The organism is Danxiaibacter flavus, from assembly GCF_041060425.1.
GTDB lineage: Bacteria > Bacteroidota > Bacteroidia > Chitinophagales > Chitinophagaceae > Danxiaibacter > Danxiaibacter flavus.
Window position 1 is genome coordinate 226,245 of record NZ_JAULBC010000004.1, and the last position, 17,660, is coordinate 243,904.

The following is a 17,660-nucleotide window of genomic DNA, read 5'->3' on the forward strand; positions in this document are numbered from 1 at the left end:
TAAGCTGTCAAAAACATTGTCTAATCAAATTTTATCATTCCCGAAAAAGGATGATTGCAGAAAGCAAAAAGTAATCTTCTGTTTAAGTCATCCGGGAAAACAAAAAATGTCTAATCATGAGCACAGCAACTCAAATCATTCACAGCATCCCGGTTGATGCACAAACAGGCTCAATAGCCGTTCCAATTTATCAGACCAGCACTTTTGTTCAGGAAGCACCCGGCGTTAATAAAGGTTATGATTATTCAAGAACCAATAACCCTACAAGAGCAACGCTGGAAAGCATTATTGCAGAACTGGAACAAGGCGCAACAGGCGTAGCTTTTGCCAGCGGTCTTGCAGCTATTGATGCCGTAGTTAAATTACTTGAAAGCGGCGACGAGATACTTGCCGTAGATGATATTTATGGCGGTGCATTTCGCCTTTTCACACATGTCTACCAGAAGTTTGGTATCACTGTCAACTACGTTGATACGACTAATGTTGAAAATGTTTTTAATGCAGTAACGCCTAAAACAAAATTGATCTGGATTGAAACACCAACCAATCCTACATTAAAGATCTCAGACATAGAAGCAATCGCGAAAATTGCCAAAGCGAATAACTGTTTGCTTTGTGTGGACAATACCTTTGCATCACCAGTGTTGCAAAAGCCATTGACGCTTGGTGCTGATATCGTTGTTCATTCAGCGACAAAATATCTTGGTGGTCATAGTGATCTCATTGCAGGTGTTGTTGTAGCTAAAGATGCCGAACTTGGCGCGAAACTGAAATTTATTCAAAACGCCAGCGGTGCTGTACTTGCGCCGTTTGACAGCTGGCTGATCATTCGCGGAATTGAAACTTTACAGCTACGTGTTAAACAGCATAGCATAAATGCACAGACCGTTGCTGAGTTTTTGGAGCAGCATCCACAGGTTGAAAAAGTTTATTATCCTGGTCTTCCATCTCACCCAAATCACCTTATTGCAAAAAAACAGGCAAAAGGCTTTGGCGGAGTGGTGTCCTTCACATTAAAAAATGACACGGAAGAAGTAGCCATTGCTTTTGTAACCAACACCAAATTATTTAAACTGGCGGAAAGCCTGGGCGGCGTTAAAAGTTTATTGTGCCACCCGGCAAATATGACGCATAAATCTATTCCTGCTGAAAAGCGCAGAAGTGCAGGTGTTGCAGACAGCTTAATTCGCCTGTCTGTAGGACTGGAAGACGCAGAAGATTTGATAAATGACCTGAAACAAGTGTTTGATCACCTTAAAAGCATAAAGCCGGCAACGGTTAGCGAGGTGACTGAAAATTAAATTGTTATAAAGAAGTAAAAAAATGCACAACAACAGCAATTGTCTATTAAATTTGTGGAATACCCGGTATGAGTATCATCACACATACATACACATTGCATCTGTTGATTGCCCGTTACACAGGCTGTTGTTGTATGTTGTAAAGCATACTCAACGCATTTCCCATTGCGCAATTTCAAGCGCAGTACTTCTTTCGGCCATTACATTTTTCAACATATTAAATCATTTATCAAACACAATTTTACCATGAGCCTACACTTTGAAACGCTGCAATTACATGCAGGCCAACAAATCGACCCAACTACAAAATCACGCGCCGTACCTATTTACCAGACTACATCTTATGGCTTTGATAGTGCAGAACACGCTGCTAACCTGTTTGGCTTAAAGCAGTTCGGCAACATCTACACAAGAATTATGAACCCCACCACCGACGTTTTCGAACAACGCCTTGCGGCTTTGGAAGGTGGTGTGGCAGCACTTGCAACAAGTAGCGGACAATCCGCTCAATTCCTCGCTATCAGTAATATTCTGCAGGCGGGAGATAATTTTGTAAGTACATCTTACTTATATGGCGGCACTTACAATCAATTTAAAGTGTCTTTTAAAAGATTAGGAATTGATGCAAGATTTGCAGAAGGAGATGATGTGGAAAGCTTCAGATCGCTGATTGATGGTAAAACAAAAGCTATTTACCTTGAAACTATTGGTAACCCAAGGTTGAATATTCCGGATTTTGAAAAATTCGCTGCGCTGGCGAAAGAATTTGATCTGCCTTTGATCGTTGACAATACTTTTGGCGCCGGTGGCTACCTTTGCGCCCCGATTAAATGGGGAGCAAATATCGTAGTTGAATCTGCAACAAAATGGATCGGCGGTCACGGGACCAGCATTGGCGGCGTTATTGTTGACGGCGGTAACTATAACTGGGGCAATGGTAAATTTCCACAGTTTACAGAACCTTCTGAAGGTTATCACGGACTGAAATTCTGGGAAGTTTTTGGTGAAGGTAACCCACTGGGCTTGCCAAACATTGCTTTCATTATCAGAGCACGGGTAGAAGGCCTGAGGGATTTTGGCGCAGCGCTTAGTCCATTTAATTCATTCCTGTTGTTACAGGGCGTTGAAACCTTATCGCTGCGTGCGGAGCGCCATTCACAGAATGCGCTGGCATTAGCACAATGGTTGGAAAAACACCCTTCAGTTGATTTCGTTTGGTATCCGGGATTGGAAAGCAGTCCGTACAATGCTTTGGCTAAAAAATACCTGCCGAACGGATTTGGCGGCGTATTACAGTTTGGCGTTAAAGGCGGAAAAGAAAAAGCAGCTCAATTGATCAATGAATTAAAACTGGCGAGTCACCTGGCGAATGTTGGTGATGCAAAAACACTGGTAATTCATCCGGCATCAACAACACACGAACAGCTAAGTGAAGAAGAACAAATTGCCAGCGGTGTATTACCTAACGTAGTACGCATTAGTGCAGGCATTGAACATATAAACGATATTAAAGCTGATTTTGAACAAGCATTTGAAAAAATAAAATAGAGAGAAGTCAAAATTCAAAAGTCAAAATTCAAAAATGCAGGACGACAAAGAATTCGCGACCTCTCATCTAACCAGAAATATTAGACAGGAAATTACATAAGATAAAAGTCTTAAGAGATGATCGAGCCTTAGCAGGCTTTCGGACATCGAAGTTTTGACTTTTGAATTTTTGACTTTTGAATTTTATTATGCATCCGAAGGTTTTTACATACAACAACACATTTACACTGGAAAGTGGCAGAACACTTTCGCAACTACATCTTGCGTACACAACAATCGGCGAACTAAACGCTGATAAAAGCAATGTAGTCTGGATTTTTCACGCGCTAACCGCAAACAGCAATCCCGTTGAATGGTGGGCAGGGTTAGTAGGCGAAGGAAAACTCTTCAACGAGGAAGAACATTTTGTTATTTGCGTTAACATGCCGGGAAGTTGTTACGGCAGTCTATGCCCGTTAGATAATGATCCCGAGACCGGTAGCCCTTATTATCATAACTTCCCTCTCTTTACCACAAGGGATATGGTTCGCGCCTATCGTCTTCTAAAAAAAGATTTAGGAATTGAAAAAATTTTTATTGGCGTCGGCGGTTCCATGGGTGGCCAGCAACTGCTGGAGTGGGCAATTGAAGAGCCTGAATTATTTGAATATATATTCCCTATTGCAACCAATGCAGAACATTCATCGTGGGGCGTAGCATTTAATGCATCGCAACGCTGGTGTATTGAAAGTGATGCTACATGGAAAGAAAAGCATGCCGAAGCAGGCATCGAGGGTATGAAAGCTGCGAGATCCATTGCACTTATCTCCTACAGGCACTACGAAACCTATTTTAAATCGCAACACGGCTTTACAACTGAAACAGAGGGCGCAAGCATAGATAAGCAGGTATTTAAAGCTGAATCATACCAACGTTACCAGGGCGAAAAGCTGGCCAAACGTTTTAATGCATTCAGCTATTACTTTTTAAGCCAGGGCATGGACAAGCACAATGTGGGACGGGGCAGGGATTCGGTTCGTGCCGCATTGCAGAGCATAAAGGCTAAGACGTTGGTTATAAGTATTTCATCAGATATCCTGTTCCCCACAAGCGAGCAGGAATTGATTGCTGCTTATATTCCTAACGCACAGCTATCTGTAATAGATTCTTACTATGGTCATGATGGTTTTTTACTGGAGTTTGAAACAATTGAAACGCTTGTAAAAGAATTTATTGATCAGCAAAAAAAAGACAACAACAAGGCTTCGCTGGCTAACACTGAAGCTTCAAAATATTAATACACACAATATGAGTACGGATAAAAAACTGGTTATTGGTTTGTTTGGATTTGGCGTGGTTGGAGAAGGTTTATACCATGTATTACACCAGACCCCTTCATTAAAAGCAGAGATAAGAAGAGTTTGTATTAAACATCCCGGGAAAAAAAGAAACGCCCCTGCAGAACTTTTTACAACCGATAAAGATGAATTACTTTTCGACAAAGAGATCAATGTAATCGTTGAAGTAATTGACGATTCTGTTGCTGCTTTCGACATCGTTCACACTGCATTCAAAAACGGAAAAGCTGTTGTTAGTGCGAGCAAGAAAATGATCGCGGAGCACCTGAATGAAATTCTTGCCCTACAAAAAGAAACAAATCTTCCATTCTTGTGCGAAGCTGCAGCGTGTGCATCTATCCCCGTTATCCGCAACCTGGAAGAATATTATGACAACGATTTATTGCACGGAATAAAAGCTATTGTAAACGGTTCTACCAACTTCATCCTCACCAAAATGTTCGAGGAGAAATTAACTTACAGCGAAGCTTTGTTACTTGCACAACAATTAGGCTTTGCTGAAAGTAATCCTGCATTGGATGTAGAAGGTTTTGATGCAGTTAACAAATGGACATTGTTGTTAACGCATGCCTACGGTATTATTGAATCGCCCGAAAATATTGTGTTCACAGGCATTCAAAACATTCAGCTTACCGACGCAAATGTTGCAAAAGAAAAAAGCTACGATATAAAACTGGTTGCCCAGGCGCAGAAGTTAAAGAACGGAAAAGTTGCAGCATTTGTACTACCTCAATTCGTTTCACATGATGACCATTTGAGTTTTGTAAGAAATGAATACAATGGCGTGGTAATAGAAAGCGGTTTTGCGGACAAACAATTTTTCTACGGAAAAGGTGCGGGCAGCTTCCCTACTGCATCAGCTGTATTAAGCGACATCTCTGCATTGCGCTATGATTACAAATACGAATACAAGAAACTTTACTATCACACACCCGGCGAATTATCGCACGATTTTTACGTTCGCGCTTACGTAAGCTTCAATCAATTGGCTGATATTCCGAAAGAGGAATTTGAATGGATTGAAGAGTGGCACGGCGGGCAGGAAAGAAGCTATTTTATTGGCGTAATTCATTTCGACAAACTGGCTAAAGACCAATGGTGGAAACAGCACGGCGTTTCTCTGATCCTCACTCCTGATTCAGTAATTGAAAACATTGAAATCAGGAATTTGAAGAAAAGGAGTCTTGAACTCGCAGGAATCATTTAATTGACAATTGACAATGGAGAATTGATAATGAGGGAATATGCGGATGTGCGAATATGCAAATGTTATGGAAGCACTGACCAGGTAACAGTGATAAAACGAAACAGAAACCTGTGTCACCTTTCACTATTGACCATTGACTTTTCACATTTTTTGGATGTTTTTGTTGTATAAAAAAAGTCCCGATTCACGCGGGACTTTTTTATTATTAAGAAGCGCTCATTCGCGCCAATTCATTTTCAATTTTCAACTTTCGATCTTCAGCATGATTGAAGATTTCACTATTGACTTTTTACTGGCGAGTAACATGACTGAAACAAAACAGGAACCTGCTCCACCTTTCACCATTGACCATTCACTATTCACCTTCTTGGATGTTTTTGTTGTAAAAAAAAGTCCCGTTAACCGGGACTTTTTTACTTAAATTATTTTTATTTTTTCTCGTTAACACACGTTTCATTCGGGCTAAAGCACAGCAGCAATGATTTTAAGCTATTCGCACATCTGCACATTTGCTCATTTACCCGTTTCCTCCACCCTCTTCATCATGCCTTTTAAACATGTTGAAATCACTCTTACCAAACTTATAGCTGAAAGTCAACCGGAATGTACGGATGTCCCAACGGCCATAAGAATCCTGGTAAAATGACTCTGTATCATAAATGTTTCCATATCTGCGTGTATTGAAGATATCGCTGATGCTGAATGAAAGTGCAGCAGCATTATTCTTCAGGAACTCTTTACGCATAGCAAAGTCAGATACAAATACATCTTTTGTTTTTCCTTGTGGAATAACCTGCGGAGATTCATATTGCGCCACCCACTGGAAATTTAAATTATTAAATACGCTCCTGGAGCCAGTGATCTTATAGTTGGCAATGAATTTTGTGTTGTAGTTGAATCCTTCATTATTCAGGCTCTTATCTCCCACCTGTGCATCTGTCTTCCGATACTGCAAGTTCAGGTTGTAGGTAAGATCGAGCTCTCTCAGCATTTTCTGCTGTACGGTAAACTCACCTCCCCACCTGTTCGTATGTCCGGCATTGATAAATGTGTTTACTATTGCATTGGGCGACACGCCTGCATTCGCCAATTGCTGATACAACTGCGAACTGATTGTATCGCTATACTCCGTGATGTCACGCACATTATTCTTATAATAAACACCCGCAGTAACGCTTCCGCCTTTATATCTTGTAAAGTAGTTCAACTCAAAAGAGTTGGTATACTCAGGTGCAAGGCCGGGATTTCCGACTGAGATGTTCATTGGATCGTTAATATCAATAAACGGATTTACTTCCCACCAGCGAGGCCTTCTGATTCGTTTAGAATAGTTAATCTGCAGATCCTGAGATTCATTCAATTGCTTGGTGATAAATACGCTTGGAAACATAGCTTCCAGCAGATCTTTAAAGCTTGAAGGATAACTGTAGCCGAAGCTCTTTGCACTATCGATCATTGTTCCATCCAGTTTGGATGTTTCCATACGCAGGCCTACCTGGTACTTGAAGCTCTTGAACTTGTTGGCATAGTTAAAATAACCTGCGTAAACCGTTTCATCGTATTTGTAATTATTACTCAGCGGCAATTTTGTTTCATTGTTGGCCTGATCAAGAGAGTAGGTGCCAAATGCAGATGTTGTTCTATTGAAATAGGTTCTTCCACCAAATTCAATACGTTTGTCAGCAGTCATCTGATTTGTGTAATCAACCTGAGCCACAATCTGGTTGTCATTACCAGAGCCTCCGTTACGCACTTTATTTACCGGTGCGTGCAAACTACCATCAAGGTTATATTGATTGGTGGTGATAAAAGAACCACTGTTTTTTGTACCACCATTATATGTAATATCTGCTGTTAATTTATGCTCTGGTTTGTCGAAAACCTTGTCATAAGTAAGACGGCTGCTGTATCTGAAGAAACGGAAATTATCATCGGATAATCTGTTTCCCGTATAATCCAGTGTGTTTGTTTTATCAAGATATTGCTGATCCTGGGTTTGATGATTACGAAATTTTCCCTCGGTGAAGCCCTGCGTAAAAGTGACAGTATTTTTATCGTCGATAAAATAATCAGCGCCAAAACGGGTTGACATAAATCTTCTCTTTCTGTCGTTTTCTGAATTTTGATTGAAGTAATCTGTTACTTCGCCACCACTCTTATTTTGCCTGTATGTCTCTTCCTTGCTGTACCCACCGGACTGATTCAAATTTCCATTTACAAAGAGGTTTACTTTTTGCTGTCTGGCGTTTAAGCTAAGGTTACCATTCAGCACATCCGGAGTTCCTCCTCCTATGGAAGCGATACCATTCAATCCTGAACGCTTGTTCTTTTTCAGAATAATGTTGATGATACCTCCCGCACTTGACGCGTCAAATTTGGAGGAGGGATTCGTCATCAGCTCCACCCTTTCGATATCATCTGCCGGAATCTGATCCAGCGTTAATATAGTTGGTCTGCCATCAACAAATATTTGCGGGCTTGTATTGCGCATCTGCACGTTACCATTAATGTCAACGGTAAGTGACGGAATGTTTTTCATCACATCCACAGCCGTTCCACCCTGTGCAGTAATATTCTTTTCTACATTAAATATTTTTCTGTCTATGCCCATTTGCATTGTAGGCTTTGCAGTAGTAGATACTACAACAGCGGAAAGGTTATTTGATTCCTGTTCCAATGCCAGGTTGCCTAAATCACTTGAAGAAGACAAGGTAACAGTTTGCTTAAAAGGTTTGTAGCCCATTGCAGTCACCGTTAAATTGTATTTACCGGCGTTGGGCAGGTTCTCAAACACGAACGAACCATCTGCACCTGAAAGAATACTGCGTTTAACCTCACCAGTCTGCAACTGTATTGTGGCCCCGGCGATACCGTTTTGACCAATCTTATCCGCCAGCTTTCCTGAAAGCTTGAATTTGGTACTATTGTTGGTAATAGTGTTTGTCGCTTTTTTTTGAGCATAAGAAAACTGGAACAAGGGAATGGCGCAAACAAAAAGCAATAATGATCTCTTCATAATTTGTTTTTACGTCAGATGGCAGTTCAATCTACGTTAATTAAAAGCCTGTAAGCTAAACGCTTTTAGCTCATTTTAAGGTTAGTAAGACTATTTTTACTTTTTATTGACATATATGCATGACCGTTATATTTAGGGAATACATTTTGAATGTATTTGATATATAAATAAAACAGTCTGCCAATGGCAGATTGTTGCAATAAGATTAGTATTTCATTAAAACACTAGGCCTCCGTTTTTGCCGGCGGCGCTGCTGCAGCATTTCCTCCGCTGGCTTTCCACGCCCGGTTAACCATTTGCGAATGGCATAAAATGCGGCAATAAGAGCGGCGATAATTATTTTACCAAACTTTGCGATCAAACCATGATCGCTATCAAATCAGACATCAACAAATCAGATATCCGTCACCAAAAGCTGATCTCTGATTTCTTTCTGCTCAATCCAAAAATCAATATTTAAATCTTCTTGGTCAATAAAGAAAAATCTACATCAATCCTTTTCATTTTCGATAATTGCCAGGACCATCATTGCAACCAAATCACATATCAACAAATCAGACATCCGTCATTCAAAGCTGATTTCTTGTGAGAGAATAAATTACCTTTGTGCATCTATTCTCACTATATCCCGTCAAAAACTACATTCCATTTATAGCTTGGGAGGACGGAATAATTAACTATAAAATGCATGGATGAAAGAGTTATCAGTTGTAATTCCCGTAATGAATGAAGAAGACAATGTACGCCCGATGATCAACGCGGTGAGTGAGGCTCTGCAGGATATTGACTATGAAATAATTTTTGTTGATGACGGCTCTACCGACTCAACGCGCCCACGCATAAGGGAAATACTGAATGACAGAATTGTTTTGGTTGAACTGAGAAAAAACTATGGACAAAGCACTGCAATGGCTGCGGGCATTGACTATTCTACAGGGAAGTATATTGCCATGCTGGATGGGGACTTACAAAACGACCCAACGGACATACCCTTTATGCTGAAAAAGTTGATAGATGAAGACTGGGATGTTGTAGCCGGCAACCGGAAAAACAGGAAAGATGGAGCACTATTAAGAAAAATACCCAGCAAGATTGCAAATGCAATGATCAGGCGCATGACGCGTGTTTACATTAAAGACTACGGCTGTACGCTAAAAGTTTTCAAACGGGAAATTGCGGAAGATCTTGGACTGTATGGCGAGTTACACCGCTTTATACCAGTGCTTGCAGCCATGCAGGGTGCAAGAATTGTGCAGGTTGATGTAAAACACCATGCAAGAAAATTCGGCACGTCAAAATATGGCCTGGGAAGAACTTTCCGTGTAATGAGTGATTTGGTGACGATGGTGTTCTTTAGAAAATATAGCCAGAAGCCAATGCATCTTTTTGGAACAATGGGATTCATCAGCTTGTTTATTGGTATTGCCATCAACATCTATCTCCTTATATTAAAATTGATGGGAGATGATATATGGGGTAAACCATTGCTTATTCTTGGCATGATCTTTTTACTCGGAGGTATTCAGTTGATTACAATAGGCATTATTGCTGAAATAAACATGCGCACTTATTTTGAGGGAACAAACAGGAAGACGTATAATGTGAGGCACGTTTTTAAGAAAGATGCTTCAATTGACAGTTGAAAATTGAAAATGCGTGGGTGTGCAAATGAGGAAATGTGCGAGTATGCAAATGTGTATATTAATTAATAATTGAAAGTTGACAATTGAAAATGGTGGGAATGTGCAAATATGCGAATGAGGAAATGTGCGAACTTGTAGATTTTGGAATGCATTCCAAAGAAAGATAAGGTGACAAATTGTAAAGTAGCCCGCACCTTTCACTATTCACCATTCACCATTCACTATTCACTATCCACAATGCCTTTAAGACAACACACAAAATCTGCTCTCAAGCTACTTCTCAAGATAGGAGTAACTGCTGCATGCTTGTGGTATGTGAGCCGAAAGATTGACTGGAGCAAAAGTTGGGAAACGATACAAAGAAGTGACTCGCTTTGGTTGATGGTAGCGGTTATTTTTTTTACGGCATCAAAGGTTGTTTCTTCTTTAAGACTGAATATCTATTTTAAAAATATCGGCTTGTATTTGTCGCAAACGCTTAACCTGAAATTATCGTGGTTAGGCATGTATTACAACCTCTTTCTGCCCGGCGGAATTGGCGGCGATGCATACAAGGTTATTTTACTCAACAGGCACTACAATCAATCCGCGAAGCTGCTAACAGCCGCTGTATTGCTGGACAGGATAAGTGGCCTTGTCGGGCTGGGCATTCTTGCCGTCATTTATTATTGGTTCGTGTTTAATGGCGAGCAATATCCATGGTTACTTGTTGCCGCTATTTTACCGGGAATAATCGTCTATTATTTTGTAGTCAAAAAATTTTTCCCATCATTTATCAGTAGTTTCTGGAGTACGTTCTGGATTGGGCTTCTTGTTCAGGGTTTGCAGGTTGTTTGTGTTTATTGCCTTATGACCGCTTTACATCTGCACGAGCACCATACGCCTTATATCCTGATCTTTTTACTGTCGTCAATCATTGCTGTTCTGCCTTTTACCATTGGTGGATTAGGTGCCCGTGAAGTTGTCTTTTTATGGGGAAGCAACCAGTTTCTTTTGAACCGCGATGAGGCTGTTTGTATCAGTCTTTTATTCTATTTAATTACTGTTCTCGTTTCACTTGCCGGAATAATTTGGGTGTACAAAAAACCATTGAACAAAATTCCTGTAACAGTTGGCCAGGATTAGTAAGCCATGCCGGCATTCCAACAAAAGAAGCGGCATGGCTATTATTCAGACAACAGGGATACAAATCGTTTTTCAAAAAGAAAAACGCGGTCCTTCATTAACGATAGATGATCATGATGTACGTCCGTTATTTTAGAGAATATAAAACTCCAGTACTGGCTGATCTTCCGGTAACTCCTGGTCTTTCAACATCTGCCGCAGGTCTTTTTCTATATTCGTTGCAATGGCTGTTACGGGCGTATCTGTAGGCTTGTTTTCAAACGGATCCTGCAGATGGATCGCCATTTTCTCAATCAACAAAAAGCTTGATGCAATAGCCACTACAAGAGGTATTTCAAAAAATCCAAAATACTGAATAACCCCAAAGGGAAGTAATCCAATAAACAGCAATAATGCAAAGTGAATGTACAGGCTGTATGTAACGGGAAAGATCGTATTCTTAATACGCTCACATTTACCCATTGAGTCGCATAACCGCGTTAATGTACGGTCCAGTTCAACTTGTTGAAACTGATTGATCATTCCCTCGTCGAGCGCGAGTTTTAAATCTCTTGCGTGTAGCTCCAGCAAAGCCGCCGGCACATTGTTATAATGCGATATGAACTCGTATTCCTTTCTGCTGATATATTTTTCCAGTCCATGCAATACATTCATTTTTCGCAGGCTTCGTCCCAGCGCATAACTCCAGGCCATCTGTCTTTTAATCAGTCTTGTTCTTAATTGCTGCACTTCATCTCCTTCATAGGCAACTTCTGTAAAGCAAAGCACCTGTCTCGAAAGCGTTCGTGAATCATTTACAATAGCGCCCCATATATGCCTTGCCTCCCACCAGCGATCATACGCCTGGTTGGATCTGAAACCCAGGAGCAGTGAAATTACGGTACCTAATATTGTGGGCACAGCTATGGGTATGGATATTCGTGTAATATGAAAGCTATTATACAATAAGACTATTACCGTTGCATAAATCGTTACAACAATAAACTCCTTCTTTATTTTCCCGAAAATATATCCGTAGGGAACATTCTCTTTTAGTAACATAACCGGTGTTTTTTAGGTCCACAAAGTTTTTTTTTGCAAGGCCAATTTTCATACGCTGATTTCATCACGCATTTATCGGGCTTTCCATTCCCTTCTTCACATAAATAAAAGTGCTGTTTAGCAACATATCATTTTCGGTTTCAAACTCAGATAGTATTTCAACGCCACAAGTTTTAATCAACCTTTCCGGGTTAATGCTGTGGCGATAGCCAGTGTACATGAGATATTCTTTTGGCCAAACAACCAGGCTGATCGCATTCGCTCTTATAAAATTTTTGAATGCAGGTCTGGTGTTTCCGTAAAAATGTCTGAATGTGATACTTCCGATAACGGAACCATATTTCATTTTCAATCTGCGGCACTCTCTTCTGAAGCTTTCATTCATCAAACCTTCGTATAGTGGATTTCTTTTAAGGAACATCAGGTCCATAATATCCGATGGAGTGTCAAAAGCGTGAAAAAGAACAATATTCAGTTCTTTATCACTTAGTGTTTCAGCAGTGTTTACAACAAGTTGAAGCGATTGAACAGTGAAGTCAGTAGGAATCAATATGTTTTTCATCGTTGCTTTTTTTGTTTACTGCAAAGCTGAAAAACCGGTATTAGACACTCCTAAGAATGAAATTAGAATGCCATAAGAACTACATTAAAATGAGGTTAGAAAGTTTGCCTGTTAATCGGAAGAATAAGACCAACTATTGTTCCTTTGTTGATGATGGAACTTACTTTTATCGTGCCTTTATGCAGGCGAATAATATTTAATGCCAGCGGCAAGCCCAGTCCATAACCTTCATAGGAAAGCGTATTATCAGATCTAAAGAAAGGATCAAATACTTTCCTCACATCATCTTCAGGAATTCCGATGCCTTTATCTTCAGTTATAATGTAAATACTACCAGCAAGCGTACGTATACTAACGGTAACAGGGGCATTGTCAGAATATTTGCAGGCGTTCTGCAATACGTTGCCCAATGCAAGTCGTAGCAAATTAGGATTTCCTTCAACAACAAGGTCCGCATCGTCTTCAGGTAACTCATCCAGCTTTATAGCAATTTTACATCCCGGCACCAGTATCTCTATATCATTTTTCACATCCACAATCAATTCATCAATTCTTATTTTCTGCCAGTTTTGTTTTTTGCCATCGAAGCCGGTTTGAGCAAAATTTAAAAGACTGGTTGTTATGTGTTTTAGTTTTTCTGCTTCAGTAAGTATGATAGAAATTGATTGCAACAACTCTTCATTGGTTCTGCTGCGCGATAGTGCAATATCCGCCTCCCCTATAATTGTTGTAATCGGCGTTCTGAATTCATGTGAGGCATTGCTTACAAAGTTATTCTGTGTTTCAAACGCTGTTCCCAACCTGTCCAGCATATCATTAAATGTATGCGTAAGCTCATACACTTCATCCTGCCCCTTTTTTACCGGCAGTCTTTGAGAAAGATTTTCAGCATTAATGTCTTTAACATTTTTAATTACGTTGCGTATTGGAGCGTATGTATTTCTTGAAAAAAAGATGCTTATGGCAGAGACTATTATAACTGAAACAAGGAATCCTACAATCAGGATGTTTCCCAGTTTAACTATTGTTGCAGTAAGTTGTTCATTCTTTGCAGAAAGCACTATGATGTAATCGCCACCTTTCATCTCATATAAGACACCTGTATAGTAGGTATCTTTTTTCTTAAAATTTGCAGTGCCGTTTTCAGATACTTCTCTGAAGAATTTCTGCGGCAATCCTTCTACGTTGGTATTTGAAACACTGTCTTCTTTTATAAAATATTCTTTTTCATTTTCCAGCCTTTCGAGGTGACGGTTTCTTATTTCGTTATATGCGTCAACAGATGTTTCGTCTTTTTCAAATTTAACCCTTGCTGCAATAAAGGCCCTTATCTCAAGTCGTTTGTAAAAATCGGTAGCAGCTTGCTTGCTGGTAAAGTAATACACAAACCAGCTCAACAATAGTATAATGCATGCGGTAATGCAAGTAAAAAGTAACGTAGTTTTTGTCTGAATTTTCATTCGCCTTTTTTAATGCTTACTACCTATATAAATAACGGAGTTATCAGCTACTCTTTATCATATACCCCATGCCAACAACCGTATGAATAAGTTTGTTATCAAAATCCTTGTCAACTTTTTTACGCAGATAGTTAACATACACATCTACTACATTAGTAGCCATATTGAATTCAACACCCCATACTTTTTCCAGCAGTTCCAATCGGGTAAGTACTTTATTTTTGGCGCGCATTAAACATTCAAGAAGCCGGAATTCAGTTGCAGTAAGACTAATCGCAGCCTCTCCTCGTTTCACGCTTTTAGCATCCACATCCAACTCAAGATCATCAATTATTAGTTTTTCAGAAACATCCTCAGTGTGTCTTGTTCTTCTCAGAAGAGATCTTAAACGAGCTTCAAGCTCCGCAAACCGGAAGGGCTTTACCAGGTAATCATCAGCGCCACTGTCAAGGCCAGCTACAATATTTTCAGTGGTGCCCAACGCCGTCAGCATAAGTATGGGACCGTTAACCTTGTTTTTACGCAACTGCTTACACAGTTCCAGACCGTTTATGCCAGGCAGCATAATATCCAGGATATAGAGACTAAATTCATTTTCACTAGCCATTTTTAAAGCTATATTTCCGTCTGAAGCAACTGTAACATTGTAGCCTCTTTCTGTGAGACCCTTATGCATCATCGACGCAACATGTGCCTCGTCTTCCACAACTAAAATCTTCATATCTGCTAAAAACTTATTTATGATTTACGCTAAAATGTAGAAAAAATGCCAAAGAGGCGAGATTGTACGGTTAAAATAACATCTTTTTACAGACTTTCGCCACGCACCTGGCGCCCGAATAAGCCTAAACCTAAATCCGTGCTCTTGCACCTTTAAGTCATCTTTTTTTTCTTTGTTTTAGATTTGCTCAAAAGAATCGCTTTGATCAGTACACATACGTATAAGGAAAATTATTTCTGGCAACTCTTCGCATTGTTGTCAATCATCCTGCTGTTCAGGCTTGGCGCTACTCCTATTTATATACTGGATGAAGCTAAAAATTCACAATGCGCGCGTGAAATGCTAATGAATAGCAACGGCATTATTCCTACGTTCAACGGAGAATTAAGGACAGATAAACCGCCACTACATTATTTTTTTATGATGGCGGCTTATAAAATATTCGGACAAACGCCCTTTGCCGCCAGATTTTTTTCGGCTATAATGGGCTTGTTAACCGTTCTTGTAAGTTACCACTACACCAAAAAATTTTTGAATGCGGCGAGTGGTTTCTGCGTGGCCCTGGTACTCGCATGCAGCACACATTTTCTTTTTGAGTTCAGGCTTGCAGTTCCTGATCCTTACCTTATTTTCTTTATAACATTGGGATTGTTTAGCGGTTTCAGCTGGCTGCAAACGCAAAAGCCATTGGATATGTTACTGACTTCAGTATCTCTTGCTATGGCAACGCTTGCAAAAGGACCAATCGCTATTGCTCTGCCTGGCTTTTGCTTTCTGTTATGGATCGTCTTAAAGAAAAAATGGCCCGTTCTTTTTTCATGGTCGTTTTTATCAGGCATCATTATTTATTTTATCATTGCTATTCCGTGGTACTACGCTGTTTACAAAGCAACCAACGGAGAATGGATAAAAGGATTTTTTGTAGATCATAACCTGAACCGTTTTTCAGATCCGCAGGAAGGTCATGGCGGCTTCTTTCTTGTAACAATTTTATTTGTGCTGATCGGTCTTATCCCTTTTATGAGCTTTTTGGGCGAGGTGATCAAGGCCAGAAAAGAACTATTTAAAAATGATTTCATTCTTTTTTGTGGCATTGTAGTGCTTGCTTTTGTAGTGTTCTTCAGTATCTCAAGCACCAAACTCCCCAACTATCCGATGCCATGCTATCCTTTCGCCGCTGTGATATTGGGTGTATTTATTTACCTGCTTATTAATGGTGCAGTTACTTCGAAAAAATACCCGTTATACATTCTTACTGTGTTTACTTTCATATTGCCTGTTGCAGGATATTTTGCCATAAAACAGGAAGCAGAAGCAGCACACGTTAGTTGGATAGCACTTACCCTTTTTGTTTGCCCGGTAATATTATTTGGTTATTTCTTTATAATAAAAACCGCCGACTGGCAAAAAAGAATTGCAGTGATTGCTTTCGCTTTCAGCCTCTTCAACATCACCGGTCTGCATTATGTTTACCCTGTCTTATACAGCCAGAATCCAGTGACAAAAACGATCACAACAGTTAAAAACTACCAACACATTTATAGCTATGATACATTCAACCCGGCATACCGCTTTTACCTTGATAAAGACGTTCCTGTAACGACCTCCCTTCCGGAGCTGAAACATTGGCTGGATAGTACGCCCAATGCGCTTATTATAACAAGAACTTATTTTGTTGATACATTAAAAGCACTTCCTTTGCAAAACGTGGCCACGCACCACGATCTGTTTGAATTACCAACCACAGTTATTTTTAAAGCTGATGCAAAACCTGAATCATAAGAATTTTACAATAGCCTCGATTATCACTTTTTTGCTGGGAATTACTTTGCTTTCCCTTTCTTTTATCGTTGGAAAAATTGATCTTTTTTTATTGCTGAATACGGATTTAGGAATTGCAGCTGACTGGTTTTTCCGCATTTTCACAAATGCCGGAGACGGAGCAATATGGGTAGCAATCCTGATAATTGTTGTCTGGGGAATGAAACGAAAGGATACATTGCCACTTCTTATCAGCAGCTTTGTACTTAGTACAGTTTTCACACAGATCTGCAAATATGTTATCGTGCCTGATGAGCCGCGCCCTTTTAAAGCTATCGCAGATCACTCTTTGATACATACAGTTGAAGGAGTAGATGTGCATCTGATTTCCAGCTTTCCTTCAGGACATACTGCTACTGCCTTTACCTGTTATATTTTATTCGCGCTGCTAATTCCGCGAAACTGGTGGTTGGTAGTAGGACTAATTTATGGACTTGCAGTTGGTTATTCACGCGTATATCTTGCGCAGCATTTCCCATTAGATGTAAGTGCAGGCATGTTGGTTGCCGTGTTATCTGTTGCTTTATCCATCCCAATTCAAAACGCCTTTGCTAAGAGAAGGGTTTCACGCAAAGCGCAGTAAGAATAGTTTCACGCAACGAACGCTGAGAAGCAGCGGCGCTGCAAATTTTAGAAAAGACGTTTCACGCAGCGAACACAACGGAGCAGCGGCGCAACATAAAACCATTACCGTTATTTTCCTTTTTTTGCGCGCGAAGCACATCTTTAATCTTTGTGCCCCCGTTGAGCTTTCGTGTCTTTGTGGCAAAAATCGTCGTGTTTCACTCTGTCGCCGTGTCTCCGTGGTTCCTGGCGAAACATTTCACGCGCCGAACACTACGAAGCATAAAGCTATCACCGTTATCTTCTTCTCTTTT

The 17,660-nt window shown here is 40.2% G+C and carries 13 protein-coding genes; 8 read left to right on the forward strand and 5 right to left on the reverse strand.

Going from position 1 to position 17,660, the window contains the following annotated elements; translation table 11 throughout:
* Positions 1-116 precede the first annotated feature (116 nt).
* The 4 genes from QTN47_RS13685 (at position 117) to QTN47_RS13700 (ending at position 5,393) form a co-directional block, all read left to right on the forward strand.
* A complete protein-coding gene (locus QTN47_RS13685; RefSeq protein WP_369329952.1) occupies positions 117-1,301 on the forward strand; it encodes a trans-sulfuration enzyme family protein in 1,185 nt (394 codons plus the stop codon).
* A 246-nt stretch (positions 1,302-1,547) separates the two neighbouring features.
* Positions 1,548-2,849 carry an O-acetylhomoserine aminocarboxypropyltransferase/cysteine synthase family protein gene (locus tag QTN47_RS13690; RefSeq protein WP_369329953.1) on the forward strand — a complete coding sequence of 434 codons (1,302 nt, stop codon included), beginning with the start codon at positions 1,548-1,550 and terminating at the stop codon, positions 2,847-2,849.
* A 188-nt stretch (positions 2,850-3,037) separates the two neighbouring features.
* On the forward strand, positions 3,038-4,126 hold the full coding sequence (locus tag QTN47_RS13695) for a homoserine O-acetyltransferase family protein (RefSeq protein WP_369329954.1): 1,089 nt from the start codon (positions 3,038-3,040) through the stop codon (positions 4,124-4,126).
* Between the two features lie 10 nt (positions 4,127-4,136).
* Positions 4,137-5,393: a homoserine dehydrogenase gene (locus tag QTN47_RS13700; RefSeq protein WP_369329955.1), complete on the forward strand. Its 1,257-nt coding sequence runs from the start codon at positions 4,137-4,139 to the stop codon at positions 5,391-5,393.
* Positions 5,394-5,910: 517 nt separating this feature from the next.
* Here the strand turns inward: QTN47_RS13700 and QTN47_RS13705 are convergent.
* A complete protein-coding gene (locus QTN47_RS13705) occupies positions 5,911-8,409 on the reverse strand; it encodes a TonB-dependent receptor (RefSeq protein ID WP_369329956.1) in 2,499 nt (832 codons plus the stop codon).
* A 692-nt stretch (positions 8,410-9,101) separates the two neighbouring features.
* Here QTN47_RS13705 and QTN47_RS13710 point away from each other — a divergent pair.
* Together QTN47_RS13710 and QTN47_RS13715 are read left to right on the forward strand one after the other, a co-directional pair.
* A complete protein-coding gene (locus QTN47_RS13710) occupies positions 9,102-10,052 on the forward strand; it encodes a glycosyltransferase family 2 protein (protein ID WP_369329957.1) in 951 nt (316 codons plus the stop codon).
* Positions 10,053-10,220: 168 nt separating this feature from the next.
* Complete coding sequence (locus tag QTN47_RS13715) at positions 10,221-11,177, forward strand: lysylphosphatidylglycerol synthase transmembrane domain-containing protein (RefSeq protein ID WP_369329958.1); 957 nt, start codon at positions 10,221-10,223, stop codon at positions 11,175-11,177.
* A gap of 132 nt (positions 11,178-11,309) precedes the next feature.
* On the opposite strand, the gene QTN47_RS13720 is transcribed toward QTN47_RS13715, so the two are convergent.
* The 4 genes from QTN47_RS13720 to QTN47_RS13735 all read right to left on the reverse strand — a co-directional run bounded on the left by QTN47_RS13720 (position 11,310) and on the right by QTN47_RS13735 (position 14,961).
* Positions 11,310-12,218 (reverse strand): bestrophin family protein, encoded by a 909-nt coding sequence (locus QTN47_RS13720; protein WP_369329959.1) that lies wholly within the window; start codon positions 12,216-12,218, stop codon positions 11,310-11,312.
* A 64-nt stretch (positions 12,219-12,282) separates the two neighbouring features.
* On the reverse strand, positions 12,283-12,780 hold the full coding sequence (locus tag QTN47_RS13725) for a hypothetical protein (protein ID WP_369329960.1): 498 nt from the start codon (positions 12,778-12,780) through the stop codon (positions 12,283-12,285).
* Between the two features lie 95 nt (positions 12,781-12,875).
* Positions 12,876-14,240: a HAMP domain-containing sensor histidine kinase gene (locus QTN47_RS13730; protein ID WP_369329961.1), complete on the reverse strand. Its 1,365-nt coding sequence runs from the start codon at positions 14,238-14,240 to the stop codon at positions 12,876-12,878.
* Positions 14,241-14,283: 43 nt separating this feature from the next.
* Positions 14,284-14,961, reverse strand: a complete 678-nt coding sequence (locus QTN47_RS13735) for a response regulator transcription factor (protein ID WP_369329962.1) — start codon at positions 14,959-14,961, stop codon at positions 14,284-14,286.
* Positions 14,962-15,162: 201 nt separating this feature from the next.
* Here QTN47_RS13735 and QTN47_RS13740 point away from each other — a divergent pair, with 201 nt between their 5' ends.
* Together QTN47_RS13740 and QTN47_RS13745 are read left to right on the forward strand one after the other, a co-directional pair.
* Entirely contained in the window at positions 15,163-16,743 is a 1,581-nt protein-coding gene (locus tag QTN47_RS13740) for an ArnT family glycosyltransferase (protein WP_369329963.1), read from the forward strand.
* A complete protein-coding gene (locus QTN47_RS13745) occupies positions 16,724-17,365 on the forward strand; it encodes a phosphatase PAP2 family protein (protein WP_369329964.1) in 642 nt (213 codons plus the stop codon). Before QTN47_RS13740 ends, QTN47_RS13745 begins: the two co-directional genes overlap by 20 nt.
* The last annotated feature ends 295 nt before the right edge of the window (positions 17,366-17,660 follow it).